Origin of the sequence: Streptomyces sp. IBSBF 3136, from assembly GCF_036815105.1 — a bacterium.
Lineage (GTDB): Bacteria > Actinomycetota > Actinomycetes > Streptomycetales > Streptomycetaceae > Streptomyces.
This window is the reverse complement of the sequence record NZ_JAJSZC010000125.1, coordinates 1-22872: the sequence shown is the minus strand read 5'-3', so window position 1 is coordinate 22872 and position 22872 is coordinate 1. Positions and strand designations below refer to the sequence as shown.

Here is a 22872-nt window from a genome sequence, read left to right as displayed (position 1 = left end):
CCCCCCCCCCCCCCCCCCCCCCCCCCCCCCCCCCCCCCCCCCCCCCCCCGCGGCGCCCCCCCCCCCCCCCCCCCCCCCCCCCCCCCCCCCCCGCGGCGGGTGGTGCGGCGGCTCAGGCGGCCGCGCCCACGTTGCCGTGCAGGCGGGCGACGACCTCGGTGAGCTGGGCGGCGACCTCGGCGTCGTCGACCGGGTGGGTCTCGGCGAAGCGGGTCACGGAGCCGGGGATCGAGAGCTTGATGTCCTCGATCACCTTGCCGCCGGCGATGCCCACGGCCTTGCGGGTGTCGTCCTGCGCCCACACGCCGCCGTACTGGCCGAAGGCGGTGCCGACGACGGCGACGGGCTTGCCGCCGAAGGCGCCGGCGCCGTAGGGGCGGGACAGCCAGTCGATGGCGTTCTTCAGGACGGCCGGGATGGTGCCGTTGTACTCGGGCGAGAAGAGCAGGAAGGCGTCGGCGGCCTGGGCGGCGGCGCGCAGCTTGGCGGCGGCGGCCGGGACGTCACCCTCGACGTCGAGGTCCTCGTTGTAGAAGGGAACGTCGGCCAGGCCCTCGAAGAGGTCGACCTCGGCACCCTCGGGGGCGAGCTTGACGGCCGCCTCGGCGAGCTGGCGGTTGTGCGAACCGGCACGCAGGCTGCCGACGAGCGCGAGGATGCGAACAGACATGGGGGATCTCCAAAAGGACTGAAACATCGCTGTCACGAACCGGACCGAGGTCCGCTTAGCTTTTCTATCAGGCTAAGCGGACCGCGGTCCAGTTTTGTTCCCCATGCTTTACGCTGTCTTCATGTCCAGCGTCCTGCCGCCCTGCCCCCAGCCTCAGGAGCCCGTCGAGTCCCCACAGCTGCTGGAGGTCGGCACGGGTCCTGAAGAACCGTGCCTGCGCGCCGACGCCGCCCGCAACCGGGCCCGGCTGCTGGAAGCGGCCGCCCGGCTGATCGCGGAGCACGGGGTGGCCGGGGTCACCATGGAGGCGGTGGCCGCGGCCGCCCAGGTCGGCAAGGGGACGGTGTTCCGCCGCTTCGGCGACCGCACCGGTTTGCTCACGGCGCTGCTCGACCACTCCGGCCGGCGGCTGCAGGCCGACTTCCTCGGCGGGCCGCCGCCGCTCGGCCCCGGGGCGCCCCCGCTGGAGCGGCTGCGGGCCTTCGGCGTGGCGGTGCTGTACCGGTCGGCCGAGCAGCTGGATCTCCAGCTGGCCGCCCAGCCCGAGCCGGACCGGCGGTTCGCCCATCCGGCGCTGGGCGCGCTGCGCACCCACGTCACCATGCTGCTGCGGCAGATCGAGCCGGACGCCGACTGCGACCTCCTCGCCCAGACCCTGCTGGCGTATCTCGATCCCGCCCTGATCCACCATCTGACCCGTCAGTGCGGCATGCCCATGGAGCGACTCGAGGCCGGCTGGATCGACCTCGTCGCCCGGCTGACCCGCACGGAGCCGCCCCGCTGATCTCCCCACCCCGGTGACCTCCCCACCGGGCTGCCCACCGCCGGCCGGCTCCCCGCCGCCGAGGCGCTCCCCGCCACCGGACGTCCTGGCCCCGCCTGGCCGGGGCTCCGCGCCGTGCGGCGCCCAGGCCTCCCGTGCGGTCGTTCAGGCGTCCCGTGCGGCCTCGTGGCCGGCGAACATGTCGAGCAGGCCCCGCGGCGCGTCGGCGCGGAACAGCAGCTCTCCGCTGTGCGCGGACTCGGCCGCGGACGCCTCGGCGCGCGGGAACAGCCGCTCCTCGTAGGCGGCCAGCGCGGCCTCGGTGTCCCCGGGGTGCGCGGCGATCGCGAGGCCCAGCTCGGCGCCGTCGAGAAGTGCCAGGTTGGCGCCCTCGCCCGCGAACGGAGACATCAGGTGTGCTGCGTCGCCGAGCAGGGTGACCCCCGGGACCCGGTCCCAGCGGTGCCCGACCGGCAGTGCCTGGATCCGCCGGGGCACCAGCGTGCCGTCCGCGTCCCCGACCAGTGCCCGCAGGCTCTCGTCCCAGCCGTCGAACTCCTTCAGCACGGCCGCCCTGGCGGCCTCGCCGTCCGTGAAGTCGATGCCGTCCAGCCAGTCCTCCGGCGCCGCCACGGCCGCGTACACGTGCAGGCTGCCGTCGGACTCGCGGTGCGCGAGGAAGCCGCGGCCCGGACCCAGCGCGAACAGCATGCCGCCGCCGACCACCCGGGAGCTCACGGGATGGCGCGCGTCGGCGTCCAGCAGGTCGGCCTCCACGAAGGACACGCCGGTGTAGGCCGGCTCGGCGGGCGACACCAGCCGGCGGACGCGGGACCAGGCGCCGTCGGCGCCGACCAGCAGCCCCGTGGTGAAACTGCCCCCGTCGGCATGCGTCACCTCGTGCCGGCCGTCGCCGAGCGGGCGCACGCCGGTCACCTTCACGCCCCAGCGGACGGTGCCCTCCGGCAGCGAGTCCAGCAGCAGGTCGCGCAGGTCGCCGCGGTCTATCTCGGGGCGGCCGCCGGTGCCGCCGTCGGGCTCGTCGAGGCGGACCTCCCCGTGCCGGTCCAGGACCCGCATGGCCTGACCGCCGACGTGCACCCGGGTCAGGAACTCCGCGTGCAGTCCGGCCGCGCGCAGCGCCTCCTGGCCGGATTCGTCATGGATGTCGAGCATGCCGCCCTGGGTGCGCGCGGCCGGCGAGGCGTCCAGGTCGAACACGGCGGCCTGGACGCCGTGCACGTGCAGCACGCGAGCGAGCGCGAGCCCGCCGAGTCCGGCGCCGACGACGGCGATCTCGTGGTGGGGGATGGACATGGCTGTGCCTCCGGGGGATGCGTCGTCGTCACGCGTCCGCGGCGATGCGCTCGCCGTCGGTCGTGCGACGCGGTGTGGTGGTCGTCGGTCGTACGGCGCGATGCGCTCGCCGTCGGTCGTGCGGCACGGTCTGGCCGGCCGTAGGTTGTACGGCGCGGTGTGGCGGTCGTCGGTCGTGCGGCGCCATGCAGCGGCCGTCGGTCGGGTGCGGCGGTGCGGTGGCCGTCAGTCGGGTACGGCGGTGTGCTCGATGCCGTTGACGAGGGCCTGGATGGCCCAGGAGAACCGGGCCTCGGGAGCGCCGGACAGCAGGACGGCCGAGCCGGCGGCGATGTGCGGGTGGGTCTCACGGGACGCTCCGCGCAGAGCGCTGCGCAGGGCCTGCCAGTCGGCGGCGGGCTCCTCGCCCGCGTGCTCGGCGGCGGTCGCGGTGGCGTGCTGGAGCAGCAGGTCGACGCCCCAGGCGGCGCGCTCGCGCGGCACCCCGCCCTCGTCCAGCAGGGCGAGCAGAGTCTCGATCAGGTCCAGGTAGTGCGGGCCGCTCGGCCACGCGGTCAGTGCCGAGCGGGCGAGGCTCGGGTGCTCCAGGAGCACCCGCGTGTAGGCGGTGAGCATGTGTTCCAGCCGCTCGCGCCAGGTGCCCACGGCCGGGACGGGCCCCATCCTGCCGAGCAGTTCGTCCAGGACGGCCGCGTGCAGCTCGTCGGTGTTGCGGATGTAGACGTACAGCGAGGCGGGGCCCGTGTCGAGCTCCTGGGCGAGCCGTCGCATGGTCACCTTGCGCAGGCCCTCCGCGCGCAGGATCGCCACGGCGGCGGCGACGATGCCCTCGCGGGTGAGGGCGGGCTTGGCGGGGCGGTCGCGGCGGGAGCGCGGAGCGGCTGTCATACGACGACGATAACGAACATGTTCGTAGCGAACAAGTTCTTGACGAACATGTTCGGCTACTGAAACGGCTTCATTCGTTCAGCCGTGAACGACGTTCCCCCGCCGACCGGCGTCCTGCCCGCTTCTGCCACTATGCGGTCTGTCATGGTGCAGATACCGAACACGCCCCCGTCCGCGGCGCCCGCATCGCACTCCGTCCCGACGAGTGCCGACGTGGCCCGGCTGGCCGGCGTCTCGCGCGCGACCGTCTCCTACGTCCTCAACAACACCAGCGCCGTCCGGATCAGCGAGCCCACCCGCCGCCGCGTCCACGCGGCCGCACGGGAACTGGGGTACGTGCCCCACGCGGCCGCCCGCAGCCTGCGCGCCGGGCACAGCCGCATGGTCCTGATGCCCGCCCCGGCCATCCCGGTCGGCCCGCTCTACAGCCGCTTCCTCAGCGAACTGCAGGCGGCGCTCGGCCGCCTGGACTACACGGTGGTGCAGTACGGCACCGTCGGCCGCCAGGGGGACGAAACCGCCCGTGCCTGGGCCGAGTTGAGGCCGGTCGCCGTCCTGGTGCCCGGAACGGGGCTCGGTCCGCAGGGTGTCGCGGTCCTCAAGCGCGCCGGTGCGCGGGCCGTGGTGACCCTCGGCCCCGAACGCGTCGAGGGCGCGCACGCCCTGCTGATGGACCACGAGGCCGTCGGCCACTGCGTGGGCGCCCATCTGCACGCCCGTGGCCGACGCCGTATCGGTGTGGTGGTCCCGGACGAGGAGGGGCTGGAGGCGTTCTCCCGGCCCCGGCTCGCCGGGGTGCGCCAGGCACTCCGGGGCACGGACGCGAGTGTGACCGAACTGCCGCTCGCCTACACCGAGCAGGCCGCCGCCGAACTCGCCTCCCGCTGGGCCCGGTCGGGCCTGGACGCCGTGTTCGCCTACAACGACGAGTACGCCATGCTGCTGATGCGCGCGCTCCAGGACGAGGGCCTGCGCGTCCCCGAGGACGTGGCCGTGGTCGGCGCCGACGACCTGATGCTCGGCCGGCTGCTGCGGCCCCGGCTCACCACCGTCCACATCGAGCTGCCCTCCGGCCGCGAGCTCGCCGAACTCGTCGACCACGCGGTGCGTGACCCGGGCGCCGAGCCCGAGGTCCGCAAGGTGCTGGGCGCTGCCCTGGTCCCCCGTGACTCCAGCTGACCCGGCGGGGCGGACGGGGGCGTGCACGCCCCGAGGACGACGCATGCCGCACGCGGCGGACGACCCGCCGCGTGCGGCATGCGTTCGGTCCGGGGGATCACCCGGCGCAGGAAGCGGCCGCCGGTTACTCGGCGGCGCCGCTCTCCTGGGCGGCGATGCTCTTGCGGACCTCGTCCATGTCCAGCTTCCGGGCCTGGCCGATGACGTCCGCGAGGGCGGCCTCGGGCAGCGCGCCCGGCTGGGCGAAGATCGCGACCTGGTCCCGGACGATCATCAGCGTCGGGATCGACTGGATGCCGAAGGCCTCGGCCAGCTCCGGCTGCGCCTCGGTGTCGACCTTGGCGAACACCAGGTCCGGGTTGTCCTCGGCCGCCTTCTCGTACACGGGTGCGAACTGACGGCACGGCCCGCACCAGGACGCCCAGAAGTCGATGAGGACGAACTCGTTGTCGGTGACCGTCTGGTCGAAGTTGTCCTTGGTCAGCTCCATGGTGCTGCTCATGGCGTGATTCCCTCATTCCTGGTGTGGGGATGGTGCCGACGGCGAGAACACGGCGGTCCGCCCGCCTATTCCGTGCCCGCGGCGCGCCCGCGGCGTCCTCGCCGCACGCCCGCCGCGTGACCGCCGGATCCGTGTGGTGCCTGCTCCGGTCTGTTCCGTCCGTGCACAGTCGTGTTCCGCGCGCGTACCCGTGTGGCCCCCGCGGCAACCACCCACCAGACTGACTCCATGACGGAAACGGAATCCATCGCGTACGACGTCGTGGTGCTCGGGGCCGGGCCCGTGGGGGAGAACGTCGCCGACCGCACCCGCGCGGCCGGTCTCACCACCGCGATCGTGGAGAGCGAACTGGTCGGCGGCGAGTGCTCGTACTGGGCCTGCATGCCCAGCAAGGCGCTGCTCAGGCCGGTGATCGCGCAGGCCGACGCACGGCGCCTGCCGGGCCTGAGCCAGTCGGTCCAGGGACCCCTCGACACGCCCGCCGTGCTCGCCCGCCGGGACACGTACACCTCCCACTGGCAGGACGACGGCCAGGTCGCCTGGCTGAACGGCATCGGCGCCGACCTCTACCGCGGCCACGGCCGCCTCGCGGGGCCCCGCGCGGTCACCGTGACGGCCCCCGACGGCACCGTGACCACCCTGACCGCGCGGCACGCCGTCGCCGTCAGCACCGGCACCCGCGCCCAGCTCCCCGACCTGCCGGGACTGGCCGAGGTCAAGCCCTGGACCAGCCGCGAGGCCACCAGCGCCAAGGCGGCACCGGGCCGGCTGATCGTGGTCGGCGGCGGCGTCGTCGCCACCGAGATGGCCACCGCGTGGCAGGCCCTCGGCTCGCGCGTCACCCTGCTGGTCCGCGGCAAGGGCCTGCTCAACCGCATGGAGCCGTTCGCCGGGGAACTGGTCGCGGAAGCCCTCGCCCAGGCGGGCGTCGACATCCGCACCGGGACCGCCGTGGAGTCCGTCAGCCGCGAGAACGGCACGGTCGTGGCCGTCACCGGCACCGGCGACCGCCTCGAGGCCGACGAGATCCTGTTCGCCACCGGCCGCGTCCCGCACACCGACGACATCGGCCTGGACACCGTCGGCCTGGAACCGGGCTCCTGGCTGGAGACCGACGACACCCTGCGCGTCACCGGCACCGACTGGCTCTACGCGGTCGGCGACGTCAACCATCGCGCGCTTCTCACCCACCAGGGCAAGTACCAGGCCCGTATCGCGGGCGCCGCCATCGCCGCACGCGCCGCCGGCGGCCCGCTGCTGGACGAGCCCTGGGGCGCCCACGTGGCCACCGCCGACCACGACGCCGTACCCCAGGTCGTCTTCACCGAGCCCGAGGCGGCCGCGGTCGGCCTCTCCCTCGCCGAGGCCGAACAGGCCGGGCACCGGGTCCGCGCCGTCGACGTCGCGTTCTCCACCGTCGCGGGGGCCGGCCTGTACGGCGACGGCTACAACGGCCGCGCCCGCATGGTGGTCGATCTGGAGGAGGAGATCCTGCGCGGGGTCACCTTCGTCGGCCCCGGCGTCGGCGAACTCGTCCACTCCGCGACCGTCGCGATCACCGGCCGCGTCCCGGTCGGCCGCCTGTGGCACGCCGTCCCGTCGTACCCGACGCTCAGCGAGGTGTGGTTGCGGCTCCTCGAGGCCTACCGGGACAACTGACGGCTGTGGGGTGATGTACCGGCGGCCGACGACACGTCAGGGCAGCGTGAAGCCGAGCGCCTCGGCCGCCGCCTCCGGCGCCGGTTGTGCCCACAGGGCCGCCACCGCCTCGTTCGTGGACAGGGACCGCAGTTCCGCGCGGTCGAGGTAGAGGGTGCCGTCGAGGTGGTCCGTCTCGTGCTGCACGATACGGGCGGGCCACCCGCCGACGACCTCGTCCAGCGCCCGGCCGTGCTCGTCCTCGCCGCGCAGCCGCACCTCGGCGTGCCGGGCCACCACGGCCTGCCAGCCCGGCACGCTCAGGCAGCCCTCGAAGAACGCGGCACGCGCGTCACCGGCGGGCTCGTACGACGGGTTGACCAGGACCCGGAACGGCTGCGGCACCCGGCCACGGACCAGCGCCACGTCCTCGGGCACCGGAGCCGGGTCCTCGACGACCGCGATCCGCAACGGGATGCCGACCTGGGGGGCGGCGAGGCCGACGCCGGGCGCCGCGTGCATGGTGAGGCGCAGGGCCTCGACGAAACGGGCCAGCAGGGCGGGGGAGAGCTGGCCCTCGTAGGGCTCACCGCCGCGCCGCAGGACCGGCTGACCGGCCGTGACGATGGGCAAGGGTCCGCCGGCGGCGAGGAGTTCCTCGACCCGCTCGGCGACGGACGCGCGTTCGCTGGGAGGTGCCATCGCGTCAGAATGCCATGTCCACCTGCCCCGTCGTGCGGCACAGCTCACCAACACCCCGGGGGACCAGGTGCCCTTCCGGCCCGACCAATGGACCGACACCCTGGCCGCCCTCGTCGCCGTCGACGTCGTCCTGGGCGAGATCGCGCACCGCGGGGGGCGCCGCACGCCCGCGAACGCGGCCGACGGCGCGGCGAAGGGCGCGGCCGAGGCGAAGCGACGCCCCGGAACGTGCCGGGGGGCCCGGACGCGCCGACGCCCCGTAACGCGCCTAGGGCCCGGTTCCGCCGGGGAACCGGGCCCGCCCGCACCGCTCACTCCCGGGGGAAGTCACCCGCGAGCGCCGAGGCGATCCGCAGGTGCGGTTCCGCCTCGTCGTGCCGCGCCTGCCGCTGGAGCGTGCGGCCCAGCATCAGCCGGGCGTAGTGCTCCACCGGGTCGCGCTCCACGATGAGCCGCAGCTCGGCCTCCGCTCGGTGCAGCTGGGCCGAGTGGTAGTAGGCGCGGGCCAGCAGCAGCCGGGGTCCGGTCTGCTCCGGCACCTCCTCGACCAGCCGGGCCAGCACGCGCGCCGCGCCCGCGTAGTCCTTCGCGTCGAAGAACAGTCGCGCGCGCTCCCAGCGCTCGGCGGTGCTGCCGTGGTCGTAGTACGTGGTCGTGCTCTGCGTCTCCACTCGTGACCTCCTTCGACGGCTCCAACCGAAGGGGGTTGTTCAATATTCCACTAATGCTTCACCCCCGCTGCTCCCCTCCGCCGCTGCTTCGCTCCGCTCTGCCTCACGGGTGCGGCGCGACCCCTTCGTCGACGGGCAGCGGCAGCGGCCGGTCCGCCTCCGCCGGCCTGGCGGGACCGCGTGCCGCGCGGCGGCCGCGCGGGGCCCCGGGGCCCAGCCGGCGCAGCGCGAGGTGCAGGACCGGGATCAGCACGCAGGTGACCGCGGCGCTCTGCCACAGCAGTGCGTCCAGCCGGCCGGCCGCCAGATAGGCCCCCGCGGCGACCGCGGCCAGGGCGCACACGCCACGGTCCACGATGCTCTCCACCGACAGCAGCGTGGCACGCGGCGCGTCCGCCGGGACGGCGTCGTTGACGAGCTTGCGCTGCACGGGATAGACGAACCCGGTGAGCGCCGCGAACGCGCACAGCAGCGCCACCACCAGCCAGGGTCCGCCGAGCGCGGTGGCCGCGAGCGCGGCGGCCAGCGCCACGCTCAGCAGGGACACCCAGGCGGCCGGTGACACCCGGCGGCTCAGCCACTGCGGGCGGGCCGACGCCACCGCCTCGGCCACCGTCATGGCCGCGAGCACACCGCCGTGCGCGCTCTCCTTGATCCCGTGTTCCAGGAGCACCGGCTGGAACAGGTTGACCTGGCAGATGCGCGAGAGCGTGAACACCGCCACGCCCTGCACCATGAGCAGCGGCAGCCACGGCGACGCACGCAGGGCACGCACCGCGGCGCCGGTGTCCCGCAGCAGGGTGCCGGTGCGCCGTCCGAGCCCGTCCGCGCGGGTGGCCCCGCCGCGCGGCGCGAGCCGCGGCAGCGCCAGTGCGCAGCCCAGGGACCCGGCCGCGCTCGCCGCGCTGAGCACGTACGGGCTCTGCGGGGCCAGCGCCATCAGCGGGCCGACCAGCGGCCAGCAGACCACCTTGGCGGCCAGCCCGAGGGACCGCGCCGTGCCCTCCGCCCTCAGGTAGTGGGCGTCGGCGCCCTCGGCGCGCAGACCGTCGTACAGATAGGCGCTCGCCGCGCCGGACGTGAGGGAGCGGCCGGCCGCGATGGCGAGGAAGTGCAGCAGGAAGCCGGTGTACGAGGGGGCCAGCACCGGCGCCATGTTCGCCGCCGTCATGACGACCGCGCCCGCGCGCAGGCAGTTGCGGGCGCCGATGCGGTCGGCGACGACACCCGTAGGGATCTCGAACAGGCAGAACGCGATGTAGTAGATGCTCTGGATGCCGAAGATCTGGCCGTCGGACAGACCGGCGTCGCGCTGGTAGGCGTAGAAGACGGGCATCCACCACAGCAGGTTGAACAGCAGCTGGAACCCGTTGTTGAGACGGATGATGCGCCGGGCGACCGGTGAGGCGACCGGTCGCGCACGCCGTCGCCACGGGGTGGCCATACGGCGGCTCACCGGGCGTAGGGGCGGATCTGGACCAGGTGGAACGCCCCCTGGTCCGTCATCAGCCACTCGACGTCCAGCGCCTGGTCGGTGTCGTCCACGCTGAAGTGGGACTGCAGCAGCCGCCCGGTGAGGGCGAGCCGGGCGAGCGCCAGGCGGGTCCGCGACGGCAGGTCCTCGCCCGTGGATCCGACGTCCACCGTACGGCCGCCCCCCTCCACGGTGTTGTACAGGTACTGCTGCGGCAGGACGGTGCCGTCCACCACCCGCTCCGGGGAGCCGGGGGTGCAGTTGACGTACACGTTGCGGAAGTCCTCCCGGCGGGTCGGGTCACACGTCACCAGCACACCGCCGAGGGCGGCGGGCACGTACTCCTGGACGATCACTCCCATGTAGGTGTCGTCCAGGGAGATGCCGGCCTGGTGCCGCAGCCGCACGCTGCGCGGCGACAGCAGCGAGGCCCACACCTGCCGTACGGCGTCCAGCAGTTGCTCCGCCCCGCGCACCGTGGTCACCGAGTCGTAGATCCCGGCCGCGGAGAAGCCGGGCAGGTCCTCGGCGTTGGAGGAGGAACGCGCCACCATGCGGCGGCCGTCCGCCAGGAGCTCCGGCACCGCGCCGGTGATCGCCCGGCTCACCTCGTCCGGCATCGGCGTGCAGCGCACGAGGTGCTGGAGGTTCAGGCACAGCGGGTCGACGAGGTCGAACGCCTCCAGCTCCAGGGCCATCTTCAGCTTGCCGATGCCCTGCTGGAGCGTGGGGGAGGAGGTCAGGAACAGGTGGTGGAGGTGGAACGGCAGCGCCACGCCACGGGGCGCGCGGACCGTCGTGGCCACGTACGCGGACGCAGTGGCGCGCAACTCCTCGGCAGGAGCGCCCGGTTCGCCGAGACGGGCGCCGAGGTGGCCGAGCAGATGGGAGCGCGGCGGGCGCGGCCGGGCGTAGAACGTCGTCAGGTCGGCGGTCCTGCTGTCCAGGACGTGGTGCAGTTCCCCGAGGTTGGCCGCCTTCGTGCCGTAGCTGTCGCGGTCGGTGCGCCGCAGCCGGTCCAGGGCCAGCACCGGGGCCTGCCGGAGCAGCGGTGTCCCGATCCGGATGCGCTGCTGGTGCCAGGCGGGCCGGGTCAGGGCCGGCCTGCCGGGCAGCGGCTCCAGGGTGATGGAGTCCTCCCGCACCCGGTAGCGCACCCAGGCACCGTCCAGGCCGTCGCGCCGGACCAGGGTGTCGAGGTCGCGGACGACGGCGTTCGGGATGCCCCAGCCCGAGGCCAGCACGTTGGTGTGCGAAAGCGGCGTGATGGGAGCGGTGTTGATGAACCCGGCCACCCGGGGCACGTCGTCGGGCAGGCGCGGCATCGCGACGATGTCCGACCAGCCGAGGTCCGCGGCTGCTGCCTCGTACTCGGCGGTGGTGCGGAAGTGGCGCAGCCGGCCCTCGGCCTCGCCGGGGTTGAGGCAGGTGCGGGTCCGGTTGCCGAACAGCTCGTGGCTGAGGATGCGCGGGACGCGGGCCTCGCCGATCGAGGCCAGTTCGTGTTCCTGGCCGTGGTTGGCGGGCTTGAGCAGCAGCGGCAGCCGTCCGTCGACCCGCTCGCGCACATAGCAGTAGAACTCCTCCAGCAGAGGGCCCTGCATGGTGTCCGCCTCGGTGGTCTCCAGCACCAGGAAGGGACGCTCGGTGCCGTCCGGGTCCTGCTCGGCGTGGAGCGACAGCACCCCCAGAAGGAAGCGGCGTTCGGGGTCCATGTACACGGACGCGTTGAACGCGTCCAGGTCCGCGTCGAGTTCGGCCATCGTCATGCCGAGGACGCGGGTGGCGATGTAGTCGACGTGGAAGGGGTGCACCCGCGTGTCCAGCAGGTGCCAGGTGCGCTCGGCCCGGTCCACCACGACCTTCAGGTACGGGTGTCCGGCGAGCACGCCGGACAGCGTCCGGAACAGGGGCAGCGACAGGTTGGCGCCGACGACGGTGCGGTCGCCCGCCGCCTCGGGCACGCCTGCCTCGTCCAGGGCGAGGGTCATGCCCGCACCCCCTCGCCGAGGTACGTCGGCAGGATGCGCGGGAGCGCGTCCAGCAGGGCGGTGAATTCGCGGATCACGGTCTGCGGCCGGTCGGCGGACATCAGGCACAGCCCCGCCATGGTGTTGGCGCCCGCGGCCGGGTCGTAGACCGGCACCGGTGTGCCGTCCGGCAGCGAACTCTCCCGGACGACGGACAGGGTGCGGTCCGCGCCGGCCGGTACGGAGCGCAGCACCGACGCCGAGTCCCACAGGTGCCGGTGGCGCCAGGGGGCGCCGGCGCCGTCCACGGCGAGCACGACGAGGGAGCCGGCCGCGCCCTCGGCGTCCGCGGACGTCAGCGCCCGCGACGGCCAGCCGGTCGCGCGGCCCAGCAGCTGGTCGGTGAACATCCCGATCAGGTCGAGGCCGAAGACCTCCTCGATCTGCGGCACCGTCATCGCGCCGCCGAAGCGTGCCGCCGTCTCGATGACCCACATGCGGCCGTCCGTCCCGAGCTTGATCTCCGTGTGGGTGCCGCAGTTCTCGAGACCCAGCGCCTCCACCGCGCGCCGGGCCAGCTCGACGATCCGGTCCTGCGCCCGCGCGCCGACGGCGGCCGGGGTGATGCCGGCCCGCTCGGTGAACGGCGCCACCGTCGGCATCCGGCCGCTCAGGCACACCGGCCGGAAGACACCGTCCACCACCGCGCCCTCGACGCTGACGTAGTCGCCCCAGCCCGCGCCGTCGAACCACTCCTCGGCGCAGCCGGTGACGATCTCCTCCACGACGAAGTCCTCACCGGCGCCCCCGACGTGGAGCTCCGCGTACCCGAGGCGCGCCGACTCGGTCATCACCGTGTGCGACCGCTCCCAGGCGTCCCGCACGTCCGCGGGCCCCTCGATGATCCGGTGCGCGGTCGAGCCCGCGCTCCAGGCCGCCTTGAGCAGCAACGGACAGGTCAACTCGACCGTGGCGGCCGCCAGTTGCTCCGCCGTCGCGACGGCGCGGAAGCGGGGCTGCGGGATGCCGTGGCGCTCCCACGCGGCGCGCATCAGGCGCTTGTCGCGGGCGAGTGCCGCGGCCGGCCCGGCACCCCGTAACCCGAGCTGCCGGGCAGCCTCGGCGACCGCGACCACCGCGTACTCCGAGAAGGTGATGACGGCGTCCGCGCCGACCTCGCGGGCCCGGGAGGCGATGAGTTCGACCAGGTCGTGCTCGTCCGCGTCCCCGCGGGCGAGGACCGACGCGCACAGCTGTGCCGGGTCCGCCGCCATGTCGGCGGGCAGGTCGCTGAGTGCCAGCAGGTGCACGGTCGACCTCGCGGCCACCCGAGGCAGGGCGTACCCCACCGGGGGACCTCCCTTGGCATGCACGTACAGCACCTTCGTCACGGAATCCCATCTCCTTCGTCGTCCGGTCCGGTGGCTCCTCGCGCGATGGCGAGGTTCCGTTTCCAGCGAAGCAGCCCGGCTGCCCGCTCCCGGGCGGGCGAAGCACCGGACTCTCAGGCAAATGCCTGACTGCTGGGGGCGGTTGAGGTCGGCGGAGTTCGGCATGCCGCACGTGTCGACGGGACACGCATGACGTGTCACCCCAAGTGATTTTGGTGGAACGTCGAAGGAGTCGAGTCGTGGACGAAGCCGATTTCAAGACGCTGCTCGCGCCGCTCCCGGTGTCCTGGTGGGAAGCCGACGGCGGCTCGCGCCTGGTCGAGAGCGGAGGCGGCGCCTTCGCCGACGAACGCACCGCCCGGCGCTTCCTGCGGGCGCTGTGCGCCGAAGCCGGCGGCCCCGCGCCGTTATCCGGCGACGGCCCCTACCGGGCGCGCTTCGAGGGCCGCACGTTCGACGTCAACTGGCCGGCCCGCGAGAGCGGTGCGTCCGCGGGGCGCAGCAGAGGCGTCGCCGTCGAGGTGGCCGGCGCGGTGGCCGGGACCGGACCGTACGCCTCCTTCGCCGACCTGAGCCCGGCGGCGGTCTTCGTCCGTGACACCGACGGCCGCTGTGTCTGGGCGAACCACGCCTACGCCCATCTGTACGGCACCACGCGGGACCGGCTGATCGGCCGGCACCTCGCCGAGATCGACGGGGCCGACGACGCGGCGCGGTTCCTCGCCCTCGACGAACAGGTCCTCACCGGCGGCCACTCGGCGCGGCACACGCTCGTCTTCCGGCACACGGACGGCAGCCGCGGGCACGCGGTCGGCTACCGCTTCCCGGTCCGCTGGGGGACGCGGCGCTGCGTGGCGGGGATCTACGTCGACATCACCGACTACACCCGGGCGCTGGAGCAGCGGCGTCAGGCCGAGGCGGACCTGCGCGCGCTGCGCGACCACAGCGGCCTGGCCTGTCTGCGCCTGTCCGCCGACGGGGTGGTCAGGGACGCGGGCACCGCCGCCGCCGAAGTGCTGCACGTGCGCCTGGGCGACCTGGTCGGTTCGCCCGCGGACACCCTGCTGGCCCGGACCCCCGAGCGCAGGGCGCTGCACCGGGTATGGGACGACCTCATCGCCGGGCGGCGCAGGAGCGCGCGCACCAGCGCGGTGCTCGTCGACGGTGACCGCAGGCGCCGGGCCTGGATCCATCTGAGCGCCGTCCAGCACGCCGCCGAACACCTGCCCGGTGTCTGGGCGGTGATCACCCGGCTCGGTCTGAGCCACGAGGCGCACCCGCCGTTGACGCCCGCCCAGGTGCGGATACTCGCCCTGCTGGCCGCCGGGCACAGCAACGCCGACGTCGCCGGGACCCTGCGCCTCTCCCGGCAGACGGTCGACTACCACCTCAGCCGTCTGCGGCGCCTCCTGGGGGTCGGGACCCGGCCGGCACTGGTGGCCCGTGCCTACGCGCTGGGCATCCTCTCCCCGCACGCCTGGCCACCGCGCTCCACCACGGCGGCGCACCCGCTCAGCCCCGCCTGACCGGCCCACCCCGGACGCACGGAGAGCGTGTCGCGCACAGGGCGGCACGCTCTCGGCGCGGTGCGGCGGGACGGCCGGACGGCCGGCTCAAGCCAGCCCCCCGTTCCCGGCTCAGCGCAGGCGCATGGCCTGGCGGACCGTGGTGAACAGGTCCGTCTGGTTGGTGACGCCGAGGACGCGGTAGGCCCAGGGGCCCTGGGCGGCGATGCGGACCTCGGTGCCGGTGTGCTCCTGGGACCGACCCGGCGTGTTGGTCGAGTAGTTGACCTTCAGCTGCTGGCCCTCGTCGGTGACCAGCGTGGAGGACAGGCCGGGCGGGGTGGCCTCCAGCGGGACGATCTGGCTGGTGTGGCCGTGGTCGGCGGTGGTGACGACCAGGGTGTCCGGGTGCTCGGCCGCGTAGGCGCGGGCGACCTTCACCGCCTTGTCGAAGGCCGCGGTCTCGCCGATCTGGCCGCAGGGGTCGGCGGCGTGGTCCTGCTTGTCGATCGAGGCGCCCTCGATCTGCAGGAAGAAGCCCTGCTTGGAGTGCTTGGCCTTCTGCTTGGCCGCCAGCAGCTGGATGGCCTTCGTGGCGGAGTCGGCGAGGCTGGGGGTGTCGGCCGGGCGGTTCGGGTTGGACGTGACGCACCGCTGCGGGTCCGTGCCGCCGACAGCGGCCGCCTTGCCGGTCCACTCGGTGGCGACGTTGCCCTTGGCGAAGAGGCCGAGGACCGGCCTGCCCGACTTGGCCGCCTTCATCGAGGCGTTGTCGGTGACGACCTGGTAACCCAGCTTCCGCGCCTGCTGGGTGACGGTCAGGCCCTTGTACCTGCCGTCGGTGACGGCCTGGTCGAAGCGCTGCCTGCCACCGCCGAAGAGGACGTCGACCTTGTGGTTGACCTCCTGCTCGGCGATCGAGCCGGGGCCGCCGGCGGCGATCGTGTCGGCGGGGCACTTGGCCATGTCGGCCGGGCCCTGGCAGGAGCGGTCGGTGGCGTGCGAGGCGAGCACGGCCGGGGTGGCGTCGGTGAGTTCGGCGGTGGTGACGTCGCCGGTGGCGTAACCGCTCTTCCGGGCCAGCTCCAGGAGGGTCTTCACCGGCTTGTCGGTGCCGGGGGTCTTGGAGATGCGGCCGTTGACGGTCTTCACGCCGGTGGCCCAGCCGGTGCCGCTCGCGGCGGAGTCGGTGACGTAGTCCGGGGTGCCGTCGGCGTGGACCGCGTAGGTGGTGTACGCGCCGGTGAGCGGGAACTTGTCCATGTTCAGACGGCCGTTGGCGCCCACGGTGTAGTCGCGGGCGAGCGTGATCTCCGAGTCGCCCATGCCGTCACCGATGAGCAGGATGACGTTCTTCGCCTTCCCGTCCTGGATCGCGCTGCGCGCCTGCTCCTTGCCGGTGGAGGCGCCGGCGACGGTCGTGACCGCGACGGCGGCCGTCGTCGCGGCGACGAGCGCGGTCGCGACCGTGAGGTGGCGGCGGGTGGGTCTGTGCATGGTGACTCCTTGAAGCGTCCGATGACCGGATGCGTGGACCAACGGACGTAAGATCACCATGGATTGGCAAAGACCTGGTTAACGGGCGGTCGTGTGCGCGCATCAAGGTCATGACGCGCGGCTCCCGCTGACGTCGGGCGGTACGAGGGCCCCGGCGGCCGCTCCGCGATCAGGCGCTCGGGACGCCCGCGCCTTCCTCCGCCGGCTCGGTGAGGGCGGCGGAGTCGGTGAGGCCGAGGCGGAGGTGCTCGACGTGGTAGATGGCCTGGTCGATGAGTGCCGCGACGTGGTTGTCGTAGAGGGAGTACACGATCGAACGGCCCTTGCGGGTGCCGACGACGAGGCCGAGGTTGCGCAGCAGGCGCAACTGGTGGGAGCAGGCCGACTGTTCCATGCCTACCTCGGCGGCCAGCTCGGTCGCGGGCAGGGAGCCTTCGCGCAGCCGGGCGAGGATCAGCAGCCGCGAGGGGGTCGCCAGCGCCTGGAGGGTGGTCGCCACCTTGGCGGCGCTGGCCGCGTCCAGGCTCCTGCGCGGGACGCGTCCTGACGGCTGTGCGGCTCCATGACCCATGCGCTCATGGTACGGCACCACCCATGAACACATGAATGACTCTTCATTCATTCCTGTTAGGGTGGTGCGGTCGGACGCTGTTACGCCCACCCCGAAGGACCCCGTGTCGATGTCGTCCACGCTCACCCGTCCGGCGCCGCCCGGCGCGGCGCCCGAGTCGGTCGCCCCCCGCCGCCGCACCCGCATCCTCGCCCTGCCCGAGGCCCGCTGGGCGGCCGCCGCTCTGGTGCTGTTCCTGATCGCTCTGCCCCTGTACCTGTCAGGGGCGCCGGCCTGGACCTGGGGCACGCTGTTCGCGGCCGTCTACGTGACCGGCGGCTGGGAGCCGGGCTGGGCCGGGCTCAAGGCGCTGCGCGAGAAGACTCTCGACGTGGACCTGTTGATGGTGGTCGCCGCGCTCGGGGCGGCAGCGATCGGACAGGTCCTGGACGGCGCGCTGCTGATCGTCATCTTCGCCACCTCGGGGGCGCTGGAGGCGATCGCCACCGCCCGCACCGCCGACTCCGTGCGCGGCCTGCTCGACCTGGCCCCCGCCACGGCCACACGCGTCGCCGACGACGGCACCGAGGAGACGGTGCCGAGCGAACGGCTCGCGGTGGGCGAGATCATCCTGGTGCGGCCCGGTGAACGCATCGGCGCGGACGGCCGGGTGCTGGACGGGGCCGGTGAGGTGGACCAGGCCACGATCACCGGCGAGCCGCTGCCGGTCGCGAAGGCGGCCGGGGACGAGGTGTTCGCCGGCACCCTCAACGGCACCGGCGCGCTGCGGGTGAAGGTCGAGCGCGACCCCGCCGACTCGGTGATCGCCCGGATCGTGGCCATGGTCGAGGAGGCATCCGGGACCAAGGCGCCGACCCAGCTGTTCATCGAGAAGGTCGAGCAGCGCTACTCGCTCGGCATGGTCGCGGCCACGGTGGCGCTCTTCGTGCTTCCGCTGCTGCTCGGCGCCGATCTGCGGTCCACCCTGCTCCGCGCGATGACGTTCATGATCGTCGCCTCACCGTGCGCCGTCGTGCTGGCCACCATGCCGCCGCTGCTGTCCGCCATCGCCAACGCCGGCCGCCACGGCGTACTGGTCAAGTCGGCCGTGGTCATGGAACGCCTCGGGCAGGTCGACGCCGTGGCGCTGGACAAGACGGGCACCCTGACCGAGGGCACGCCCAGGGTCACGGACGTCCGGGTGCCGGCCGGCTCCGGCCTGACGGAGACCGAGGTGCTGCGGCTGGCGGCTGCGGCCGAACACCCCAGCGAGCACCCGCTGGCACGGGCGATCGTGGACGCCGCCCGCGACCGCGGTCTGGACATCCCCCTCGTCCGGGACTTCGGTTCCGCACCCGGAACCGGCGTCAGCGCCACCGTCGAAGGCAGGACCGTCGCGGTCGGCAGCCCGGCCCGGCTGCCGGACGGCCGCACGGGCGGTCCCGCCGAGGAAGAGACGGCGGCCCTGGAAGTGGTGGCGGCCCTGGAGGAAGAGGGCCGTACCGCCGTGCTGGTCACCGTCGACGGCCGGCCGGCCGGGGTCCTCGGCATCGCCGACCGGCTGCGGGCGGAGGCCGCCGCCACCGTCGCGGCCCTCGGCGAGCTGGCGGGCACCGCCCCGGTGCTGGTCACCGGCGACAACCCGCGCGCGGCGGCCCGGCTCGCCCGCGAGGCGGGGATCGACGACGTCCGCGCGGGGCTGCTGCCGCAGGACAAGGTGGCCGCGGTGCGGGAGATGGAGCGGGCGGGACGGAAGGTGCTGGTGGTCGGTGACGGCGTCAACGACGCCCCCGCGCTGGCCGCCGCCCACACCGGCATCGCCATGGGCCGGGCCGGCTCCGACCTGGCGCTGGAGACCGCCGACGCGGTCGTGGTCCGCGACGAGCTGGCGACCGTCCCCGCCGTCGTCCGCCTCTCCCGGCGGGCCCGCCGCCTGGTCGTGCAGAACCTGGTCGTCGCCGCGGTGTTCATCACCGGCCTGGTGATCTGGGACCTGGCCGGGACCCTGCCCCTGCCGCTGGGTGTCGCGGGCCACGAAGGCTCGACCGTGATCGTCGGCCTCAACGGCCTGCGCCTGCTCGCCGAGGGCGCCTGGTGCCGTGCCGGGGCCGGGGCGGCCCGGTGAGCCGCCGCGACCGCGGGTCCCGCCGTGCCGCGTCCGCCGCACCGGCACCCTGCGCCGTCACCGTGTGCCGCGGCTGCTGCTGCGGCACGGAGAAGATCCCGGGCGTGGACCACGCCGCCCAGCTCGCCCTGCTGAGGCAGGCGCTGGCCGGCACCGCGCAGGTCCGGGTGACCGGCTGCCTGGACGCCTGCGAACAGGCCAATGTGATCGTGGTGCAGCCCTCCGCGGCCGGACGGGCCGCCGGCGGCCGGCCCGTGTGGCTCGGCCTGGTCCACGACACCGACGCGCTGCGGGACGTAGCCGCGTGGATCACCGCCGGCGGTCCCGGACTGGCGGACCCGCCCGGCGTGCTCGACCTGTACGCGTTCACCCCGTCCCGGCGCGTCCGCCAGGCCGTGGAGGACTGATCCCGCCACCGGGTGCGGGCGGCCCGCCCCCGGGCGACGAGGTCAGACGCGGACGCCGAACATGAACGGTCCGCCGATGGTGTCCATCGACTCGTAGCGGACGACCGTGCCGGTGCGAGGGGCGTGCAGCACCTGGCCGTTGCCGGCGTAGAGGCCCACGTGGTGCAGGTCGTTGAAGAAGAAGACCAGGTCGCCGACCTGGAGCTGGCTGCGCGTGAGGCGGGTCCCGATGCCCGACTGCGCCTCGGAGGTGCGGGGTATGGAGACGCCGGCCTGGGCGTACGCCCAGGAGGTCAGGCCCGAGCAGTCGAAGGAGGACGGGCCGGTGGCGCCGTAGACGTACGGCTTGCCTATCTGGCTCTGGGCGGCCGAGAACGCGGCGCCGGCCCGGCCGGAGGCGGGCGGGGCGTCCTTGAGGTCCACGCGCTCGGTGGAGGAGCGGTCGGCGCGCTGCTGCTCGGCGTCGAGGGCCGCCTTCTCCTTGGCGGTCAGGGTGTTGAGGAGCTTCTGCGCCTCGGCGAGCTTGCCCTGGACCTCCTCTTTCTTCTCACCCAGCTCGGTGCGGGTGGCGGCCAGGTCCTTGAGCTTCTCGGTGGCCTCGGCGCGCTCCTGGGCGAGTTCGCGCTGCTTGTCCTGGATCTTCTCCAGCGCCTCGACCTGCTGGCCGCTCAACTGGTCGAGCGTGGACGCCTTGTCGAGGAAGTCGTCGGGGTCCGAGGACAGGAACAGCTGCACCGAGGCGTCGATGCCGCCCGAGCGGTACTGGGCGGTCGCCAGCGAACCCAGGCCCTCGCGCAGCTTGTTCAGCTCCTGCTGGCCGCGGGCGACGCTGTCCTGGATCGCGGAGATCTCCTTCTGGAGCTTCTGCTGCTTCTCCTTGGCCCCGTTGTACTTCTCGGTGGCCTGCTCCGCCTGCTCGTAGAGCTTGTCGACCTTCGCCTTGACCTCGTCCTTGCCGAGCTTCTCGCCCGGCGCGGCGTCGGCGGCGTTCGCGCTGAGCGCGACGGCAGCGGCGGCTGCGGTGGTCAGCACGGTGACACGCGTGCGGCTCGGCTGCTTGGGTCGACGATGGGACGCCACAGGGGCGAGCTCCTTGCTCCTTCAGCCGCCTGTCCAACGCGTCGGTGGGCGGTGCCCCTCCACCGTCACTCCCGTTGAGTGATCACCCGAGCGAGGGGTTGGATCAAGACCTTAATGACTTTCTTACGTTTGGATCAAATGTTTGCATGGAAGAACTCGCTCGTTCTGTGCCGGCTTGCTCGCCGACCGGTGTTCGCTCATGACGATCTGACGCCGCTTCGTGCTCGTTCACGAGGCGGCTGCTGACTTCCCGTCAGGCTCAGCGCACCCGTCCCCGTGCCTTCAGCGGCACCGGTGGCAGCTCGGGGGCGCGCAGCGGGGCGCCGTCGTAGCCCTTCACCTCGCCGAAGCGGGACCCCGTCATCCAGTCCTCGCGGGCCTGCTCGATGTCCTGCTGGGTACGTCCGACGAAGTTCCACCACATGATCAGCTCCTCGGCGAACGGCTCACCGCCCAGCAGCATGATCCCGGCGTCCGACTCGGCGCGCAGCGGGAGTTCGGCGCGGCCGCAGCCGAGGTAGAGCATCGAGCCCGGCAGCACCGGCACGCCGTCCACGTGCACCTCGCCGGACATGGCCAGCACGCCGTACTCGAAGTCCGGTTCCAGCGGGAGGCGTACGTCCGTGCCCCGGGTGAGCGCGAGGTCCGCGCCGATGATCGGGGTGAACGTCGTGCCCGGCGAGGACGATCCGTCGAGCTCGCCGAGGATCACCGTGGCCGTGAGGCCCGGCGCGGTGACCGTGGGCAGGTCGGCGTGGTACTCGAACGCGGGCTCGGTGTGGCGGTGCTCGTCGGGCAGCGCCACCCACAGTTGCGCGCCGTGCAGGAAGCGGGCGTGCGGCCGCGGGCTCTCCTCGGAGTGGCTGATCGCCCGGCCCGAGGTCATCAGGCCGAGCTGCCTTGGCCGGATCGTCTGGAGGCTGCCGGTCGAGTCGCGGTGCAGCACCTCGCCCTCGTGCAGCCAGCTGACCGTCTGCAACCCGATGTGCGGATGCGGCGGGACCTGCATGCCGGGCTCGTCGGCGATGTCGTCGGGGCCGTAGTGGTCCACGAAGGCCCAGGCGCCGATCATGCGCCGGCCGAGGTTGGGCAGCAGCCGGCGCACCTCGGTCGACTCGCCGAGCTTGACGTGACGGGGGCTCAGCAGCTCGCGGACGGGCTCGGCTACGACGAATCCGCGGCCGCCGCACACACTCGGCACGGGCGCGCGGTCAAGGTTGCTCATGCCGCCCAACTTAGCGGCAGCCCGTCGTCGTCGCCGAGCGCGCGTACGGGTGTGCTGCGCGGGCCGCCGCGGCCCCGGGGCCCGGACCTGGGGAGAGTGGGGCGACCGGCGGCCCTGTGGGGGCGGACGCGGACACCGTCCGCACCCCGTTCGGCGGATCAGGGCCCCGGGACGCTCGGCGACGGCCGGCTCGTGGTCGGACGCGCGGGGCTGGGGACGGGGGACGGGCTGCCGGTCGTCGGGTTGCCGGTCGTCGGGGTGCCGGTCGTCGGCCGCGGCCGGTGGGCGGGCTCGGCGGGCCGGTCCGGACCACCGCGGACGGCGAGGAACACCAGGGCCGCCGCGGCCGCGAGGGCCAGCAGGCCCACCGCAGTCCGGCGCAGCACCGCAGGGCGCGGGCGGCCGGTGGCGGACGGCGGCCGCAGCGGCCGCAGATCGGCCGGGCCGACGGACAGCGCCCGCGCGGCCAGGGCGGCCCGCAGCCGCTCCTCGACCGGCGCGGGGCCGGTACCGGTGCCGGATGTGCTCATCGCAGGCCCTCCAGACGTCGGCCCAGGGCGTCGATGGCCCGGCTGGCCGTGGACTTGACGGTGCCCCGGGACAGCCCGAGCGTCGCCGCTATCTCGGCCTCGGACAGATGCGACCAGTACCGCAGTAGCAGCACCTCGCGCTGCCGCGCGGTGAGCGTCCGCAGGGCCGCAAGGACCTCCCGGTGGTCCTCGTGGAGCAGGACGTCCTCCTCCGGCGCGGGCGCGTGCTGCTCGGGTTCGGGGGTGTGCGCCCGTACGGTACGGCGCCGCCGAAGCACCGAGCGGGCCGCGTTGACGACACTGGTCCGCAGGTACGCCTCGGGATCCTCCAGCGCGCCGAGCCGGTGGCCGTGGCGGCGGAACAGCGCGGTGAAGGCGTCCTGTACGACGTCCTCGGCCGTGGGCACGTCGTCGACCAGCAGTACCGCGAGGCGGACCAGGGACAGCCGGCGGTGGTGGTACAGCTCCTCGATGCCGGACGGAGACGGGGACGCGGGCGCCGCCCTCAGCGCCTGCCCGGCGGTGCCGTCGCCGCGGCGGGAGTGTGCCGGGCCGGCGGCCGTGCCGAGGCCCACGCGCGCGAGCACGCGGGCGCGCAGGCCACGGGTGCGCAGGGCGCGGCCGAACCGGCGCCACGGTGGGGCGGCGGACTCCGGGGCGGCGGACCGGTCCCAGGGCAGGGCCGCCGGTGGTGTCGCTGTCGTCATGGGTCTCCCGTCCCGTGTGGGGGGGGGCGGGCCCGGGGGGGCCCCCCCCCCCCCCCCCCCCACACAGTGGTTGTGTTAAAC

Annotated in this window: 21 protein-coding genes; 6 read left to right on the top strand and 15 right to left on the bottom strand. The window is 73.9% G+C overall.

Features of this window, described 5'->3' with window-relative positions; all coding sequences use genetic code 11:
• Positions 1-112 precede the first annotated feature (112 nt).
• Positions 113-670, bottom strand: coding sequence for an NAD(P)H-dependent oxidoreductase (locus V7E45_RS24650; protein WP_333776382.1), 558 nt, complete (start codon positions 668-670; stop codon positions 113-115).
• A 103-nt stretch (positions 671-773) separates the two neighbouring features.
• On the opposite strand from V7E45_RS24650, the gene V7E45_RS24645 reads away from it, so the two are divergent.
• Positions 774-1454 carry a TetR/AcrR family transcriptional regulator gene (locus V7E45_RS24645; RefSeq protein WP_333776381.1) on the top strand — a complete coding sequence of 227 codons (681 nt, stop codon included), beginning with the start codon at positions 774-776 and terminating at the stop codon, positions 1452-1454.
• 144 nt (positions 1455-1598) lie between these two features.
• Here the strand turns inward: V7E45_RS24645 and V7E45_RS24640 are convergent, their stop codons facing one another.
• Positions 1599-2750: an FAD-dependent oxidoreductase gene (locus V7E45_RS24640; protein WP_333776380.1), complete on the bottom strand. Its 1152-nt coding sequence runs from the start codon at positions 2748-2750 to the stop codon at positions 1599-1601.
• 225 nt (positions 2751-2975) lie between these two features.
• Positions 2976-3638 (bottom strand): TetR/AcrR family transcriptional regulator, encoded by a 663-nt coding sequence (locus V7E45_RS24635; protein ID WP_333776379.1) that lies wholly within the window; start codon positions 3636-3638, stop codon positions 2976-2978.
• Positions 3639-3770: 132 nt separating this feature from the next.
• Here V7E45_RS24635 and V7E45_RS24630 point away from each other — a divergent pair, with 132 nt between their 5' ends.
• The gene (locus V7E45_RS24630; protein ID WP_333776378.1) at positions 3771-4817 is read left to right on the top strand and encodes a LacI family DNA-binding transcriptional regulator; all 1047 of its coding nucleotides are present in this window, start codon (positions 3771-3773) and stop codon (positions 4815-4817) included.
• 124 nt (positions 4818-4941) lie between these two features.
• Here V7E45_RS24630 and trxA read toward each other — a convergent pair whose 3' ends face one another.
• Positions 4942-5319: a thioredoxin gene (gene trxA / locus V7E45_RS24625; protein ID WP_333776377.1), complete on the bottom strand. Its 378-nt coding sequence runs from the start codon at positions 5317-5319 to the stop codon at positions 4942-4944.
• A 228-nt stretch (positions 5320-5547) separates the two neighbouring features.
• Between trxA and V7E45_RS24620 the strand changes: the two genes are divergently transcribed.
• Positions 5548-6978 carry a dihydrolipoyl dehydrogenase family protein gene (locus tag V7E45_RS24620; protein WP_333776376.1) on the top strand — a complete coding sequence of 477 codons (1431 nt, stop codon included), beginning with the start codon at positions 5548-5550 and terminating at the stop codon, positions 6976-6978.
• 36 nt (positions 6979-7014) lie between these two features.
• On the opposite strand, the gene V7E45_RS24615 is transcribed toward V7E45_RS24620, so the two are convergent.
• The 5 genes from V7E45_RS24615 to V7E45_RS24595 all read right to left on the bottom strand — a co-directional run bounded on the left by V7E45_RS24615 (position 7015) and on the right by V7E45_RS24595 (position 13165).
• Positions 7015-7659 (bottom strand): peptide deformylase, encoded by a 645-nt coding sequence (locus V7E45_RS24615; protein WP_333776375.1) that lies wholly within the window; start codon positions 7657-7659, stop codon positions 7015-7017.
• Positions 7660-7970: 311 nt separating this feature from the next.
• Positions 7971-8330, bottom strand: a complete 360-nt coding sequence (locus V7E45_RS24610) for a tetratricopeptide repeat protein (protein WP_317446667.1) — start codon at positions 8328-8330, stop codon at positions 7971-7973.
• 103 nt (positions 8331-8433) lie between these two features.
• Positions 8434-9774 (bottom strand): MFS transporter, encoded by a 1341-nt coding sequence (locus V7E45_RS24605; RefSeq protein WP_333776374.1) that lies wholly within the window; start codon positions 9772-9774, stop codon positions 8434-8436.
• An 8-nt stretch (positions 9775-9782) separates the two neighbouring features.
• Entirely contained in the window at positions 9783-11795 is a 2013-nt protein-coding gene (locus V7E45_RS24600; protein ID WP_333776373.1) for a PEP/pyruvate-binding domain-containing protein, read from the bottom strand.
• On the bottom strand, positions 11792-13165 hold the full coding sequence (locus tag V7E45_RS24595) for an ATP-grasp domain-containing protein (RefSeq protein WP_333776372.1): 1374 nt from the start codon (positions 13163-13165) through the stop codon (positions 11792-11794). Before V7E45_RS24595 ends, V7E45_RS24600 begins: the two co-directional genes overlap by 4 nt.
• A 239-nt stretch (positions 13166-13404) precedes the next feature.
• Between V7E45_RS24595 and V7E45_RS24590 the strand changes: the two genes are divergently transcribed.
• Positions 13405-14691 (top strand): PAS domain-containing protein, encoded by a 1287-nt coding sequence (locus V7E45_RS24590; RefSeq protein WP_333776371.1) that lies wholly within the window; start codon positions 13405-13407, stop codon positions 14689-14691.
• 111 nt (positions 14692-14802) lie between these two features.
• On the opposite strand, the gene V7E45_RS24585 is transcribed toward V7E45_RS24590, so the two are convergent.
• Positions 14803-16167, bottom strand: coding sequence for an alkaline phosphatase (locus V7E45_RS24585; RefSeq protein ID WP_333776370.1), 1365 nt, complete (start codon positions 16165-16167; stop codon positions 14803-14805).
• Between the two features lie 169 nt (positions 16168-16336).
• The gene (locus tag V7E45_RS24580; protein ID WP_333776369.1) at positions 16337-16738 is read right to left on the bottom strand and encodes an ArsR/SmtB family transcription factor; all 402 of its coding nucleotides are present in this window, start codon (positions 16736-16738) and stop codon (positions 16337-16339) included.
• Positions 16739-16847: 109 nt separating this feature from the next.
• Here V7E45_RS24580 and V7E45_RS24575 point away from each other — a divergent pair, with 109 nt between their 5' ends.
• Both V7E45_RS24575 and V7E45_RS24570 read left to right on the top strand, forming a co-directional pair.
• A complete protein-coding gene (locus tag V7E45_RS24575) occupies positions 16848-18842 on the top strand; it encodes a heavy metal translocating P-type ATPase (protein WP_333776368.1) in 1995 nt (664 codons plus the stop codon).
• Positions 18839-19249, top strand: coding sequence for a (2Fe-2S) ferredoxin domain-containing protein (locus tag V7E45_RS24570; protein ID WP_333776367.1), 411 nt, complete (start codon positions 18839-18841; stop codon positions 19247-19249). Before V7E45_RS24575 ends, V7E45_RS24570 begins: the two co-directional genes overlap by 4 nt.
• A gap of 42 nt (positions 19250-19291) precedes the next feature.
• On the opposite strand, the gene V7E45_RS24565 is transcribed toward V7E45_RS24570, so the two are convergent.
• The 4 genes from V7E45_RS24565 to V7E45_RS24550 form a co-directional block, all read right to left on the bottom strand.
• Complete coding sequence (locus V7E45_RS24565) at positions 19292-20329, bottom strand: C40 family peptidase (protein WP_333776366.1); 1038 nt, start codon at positions 20327-20329, stop codon at positions 19292-19294.
• A gap of 259 nt (positions 20330-20588) precedes the next feature.
• A complete protein-coding gene (locus tag V7E45_RS24560) occupies positions 20589-21554 on the bottom strand; it encodes a pirin family protein (RefSeq protein ID WP_333776365.1) in 966 nt (321 codons plus the stop codon).
• A gap of 158 nt (positions 21555-21712) precedes the next feature.
• The gene (locus V7E45_RS24555; RefSeq protein ID WP_333776364.1) at positions 21713-22084 is read right to left on the bottom strand and encodes a hypothetical protein; all 372 of its coding nucleotides are present in this window, start codon (positions 22082-22084) and stop codon (positions 21713-21715) included.
• Positions 22081-22791 (bottom strand): RNA polymerase sigma factor, encoded by a 711-nt coding sequence (locus V7E45_RS24550; protein ID WP_333776363.1) that lies wholly within the window; start codon positions 22789-22791, stop codon positions 22081-22083. The genes V7E45_RS24555 and V7E45_RS24550 overlap by 4 nt, the downstream gene beginning before the upstream one ends.
• Positions 22792-22872 lie beyond the last annotated feature (81 nt).

Bases quoted from the DNA above. Each gene is read 5' to 3' on its own strand.
- trxA (WP_333776377.1), bottom strand. From the start codon at position 5,319: ATGAGCAGCACCATGGAGCTGACCAAGGACAACTTCGACCAGACGGTC.
- V7E45_RS24550 (WP_333776363.1), bottom strand. From the start codon at position 22,791: ATGACGACAGCGACACCACCGGCGGCCCTGCCCTGGGACCGGTCCGCC.
- V7E45_RS24575 (WP_333776368.1), top strand. From the start codon at position 16,848: ATGTCGTCCACGCTCACCCGTCCGGCGCCGCCCGGCGCGGCGCCCGAG.
- V7E45_RS24555 (WP_333776364.1), bottom strand. From the start codon at position 22,084: ATGAGCACATCCGGCACCGGTACCGGCCCCGCGCCGGTCGAGGAGCGG.
- V7E45_RS24635 (WP_333776379.1), bottom strand. From the start codon at position 3,638: ATGACAGCCGCTCCGCGCTCCCGCCGCGACCGCCCCGCCAAGCCCGCC.
- V7E45_RS24630 (WP_333776378.1), top strand. From the start codon at position 3,771: ATGCGGTCTGTCATGGTGCAGATACCGAACACGCCCCCGTCCGCGGCG.
- V7E45_RS24580 (WP_333776369.1), bottom strand. From the start codon at position 16,738: ATGGGTCATGGAGCCGCACAGCCGTCAGGACGCGTCCCGCGCAGGAGC.
- V7E45_RS24615 (WP_333776375.1), bottom strand. From the start codon at position 7,659: ATGGCACCTCCCAGCGAACGCGCGTCCGTCGCCGAGCGGGTCGAGGAA.
- V7E45_RS24645 (WP_333776381.1), top strand. From the start codon at position 774: ATGCTTTACGCTGTCTTCATGTCCAGCGTCCTGCCGCCCTGCCCCCAG.
- V7E45_RS24650 (WP_333776382.1), bottom strand. From the start codon at position 670: ATGTCTGTTCGCATCCTCGCGCTCGTCGGCAGCCTGCGTGCCGGTTCG.
- V7E45_RS24600 (WP_333776373.1), bottom strand. From the start codon at position 11,795: ATGACCCTCGCCCTGGACGAGGCAGGCGTGCCCGAGGCGGCGGGCGAC.
- V7E45_RS24640 (WP_333776380.1), bottom strand. From the start codon at position 2,750: ATGTCCATCCCCCACCACGAGATCGCCGTCGTCGGCGCCGGACTCGGC.
- V7E45_RS24560 (WP_333776365.1), bottom strand. From the start codon at position 21,554: ATGAGCAACCTTGACCGCGCGCCCGTGCCGAGTGTGTGCGGCGGCCGC.
- V7E45_RS24585 (WP_333776370.1), bottom strand. From the start codon at position 16,167: ATGCACAGACCCACCCGCCGCCACCTCACGGTCGCGACCGCGCTCGTC.
- V7E45_RS24620 (WP_333776376.1), top strand. From the start codon at position 5,548: ATGACGGAAACGGAATCCATCGCGTACGACGTCGTGGTGCTCGGGGCC.
- V7E45_RS24605 (WP_333776374.1), bottom strand. From the start codon at position 9,774: ATGGCCACCCCGTGGCGACGGCGTGCGCGACCGGTCGCCTCACCGGTC.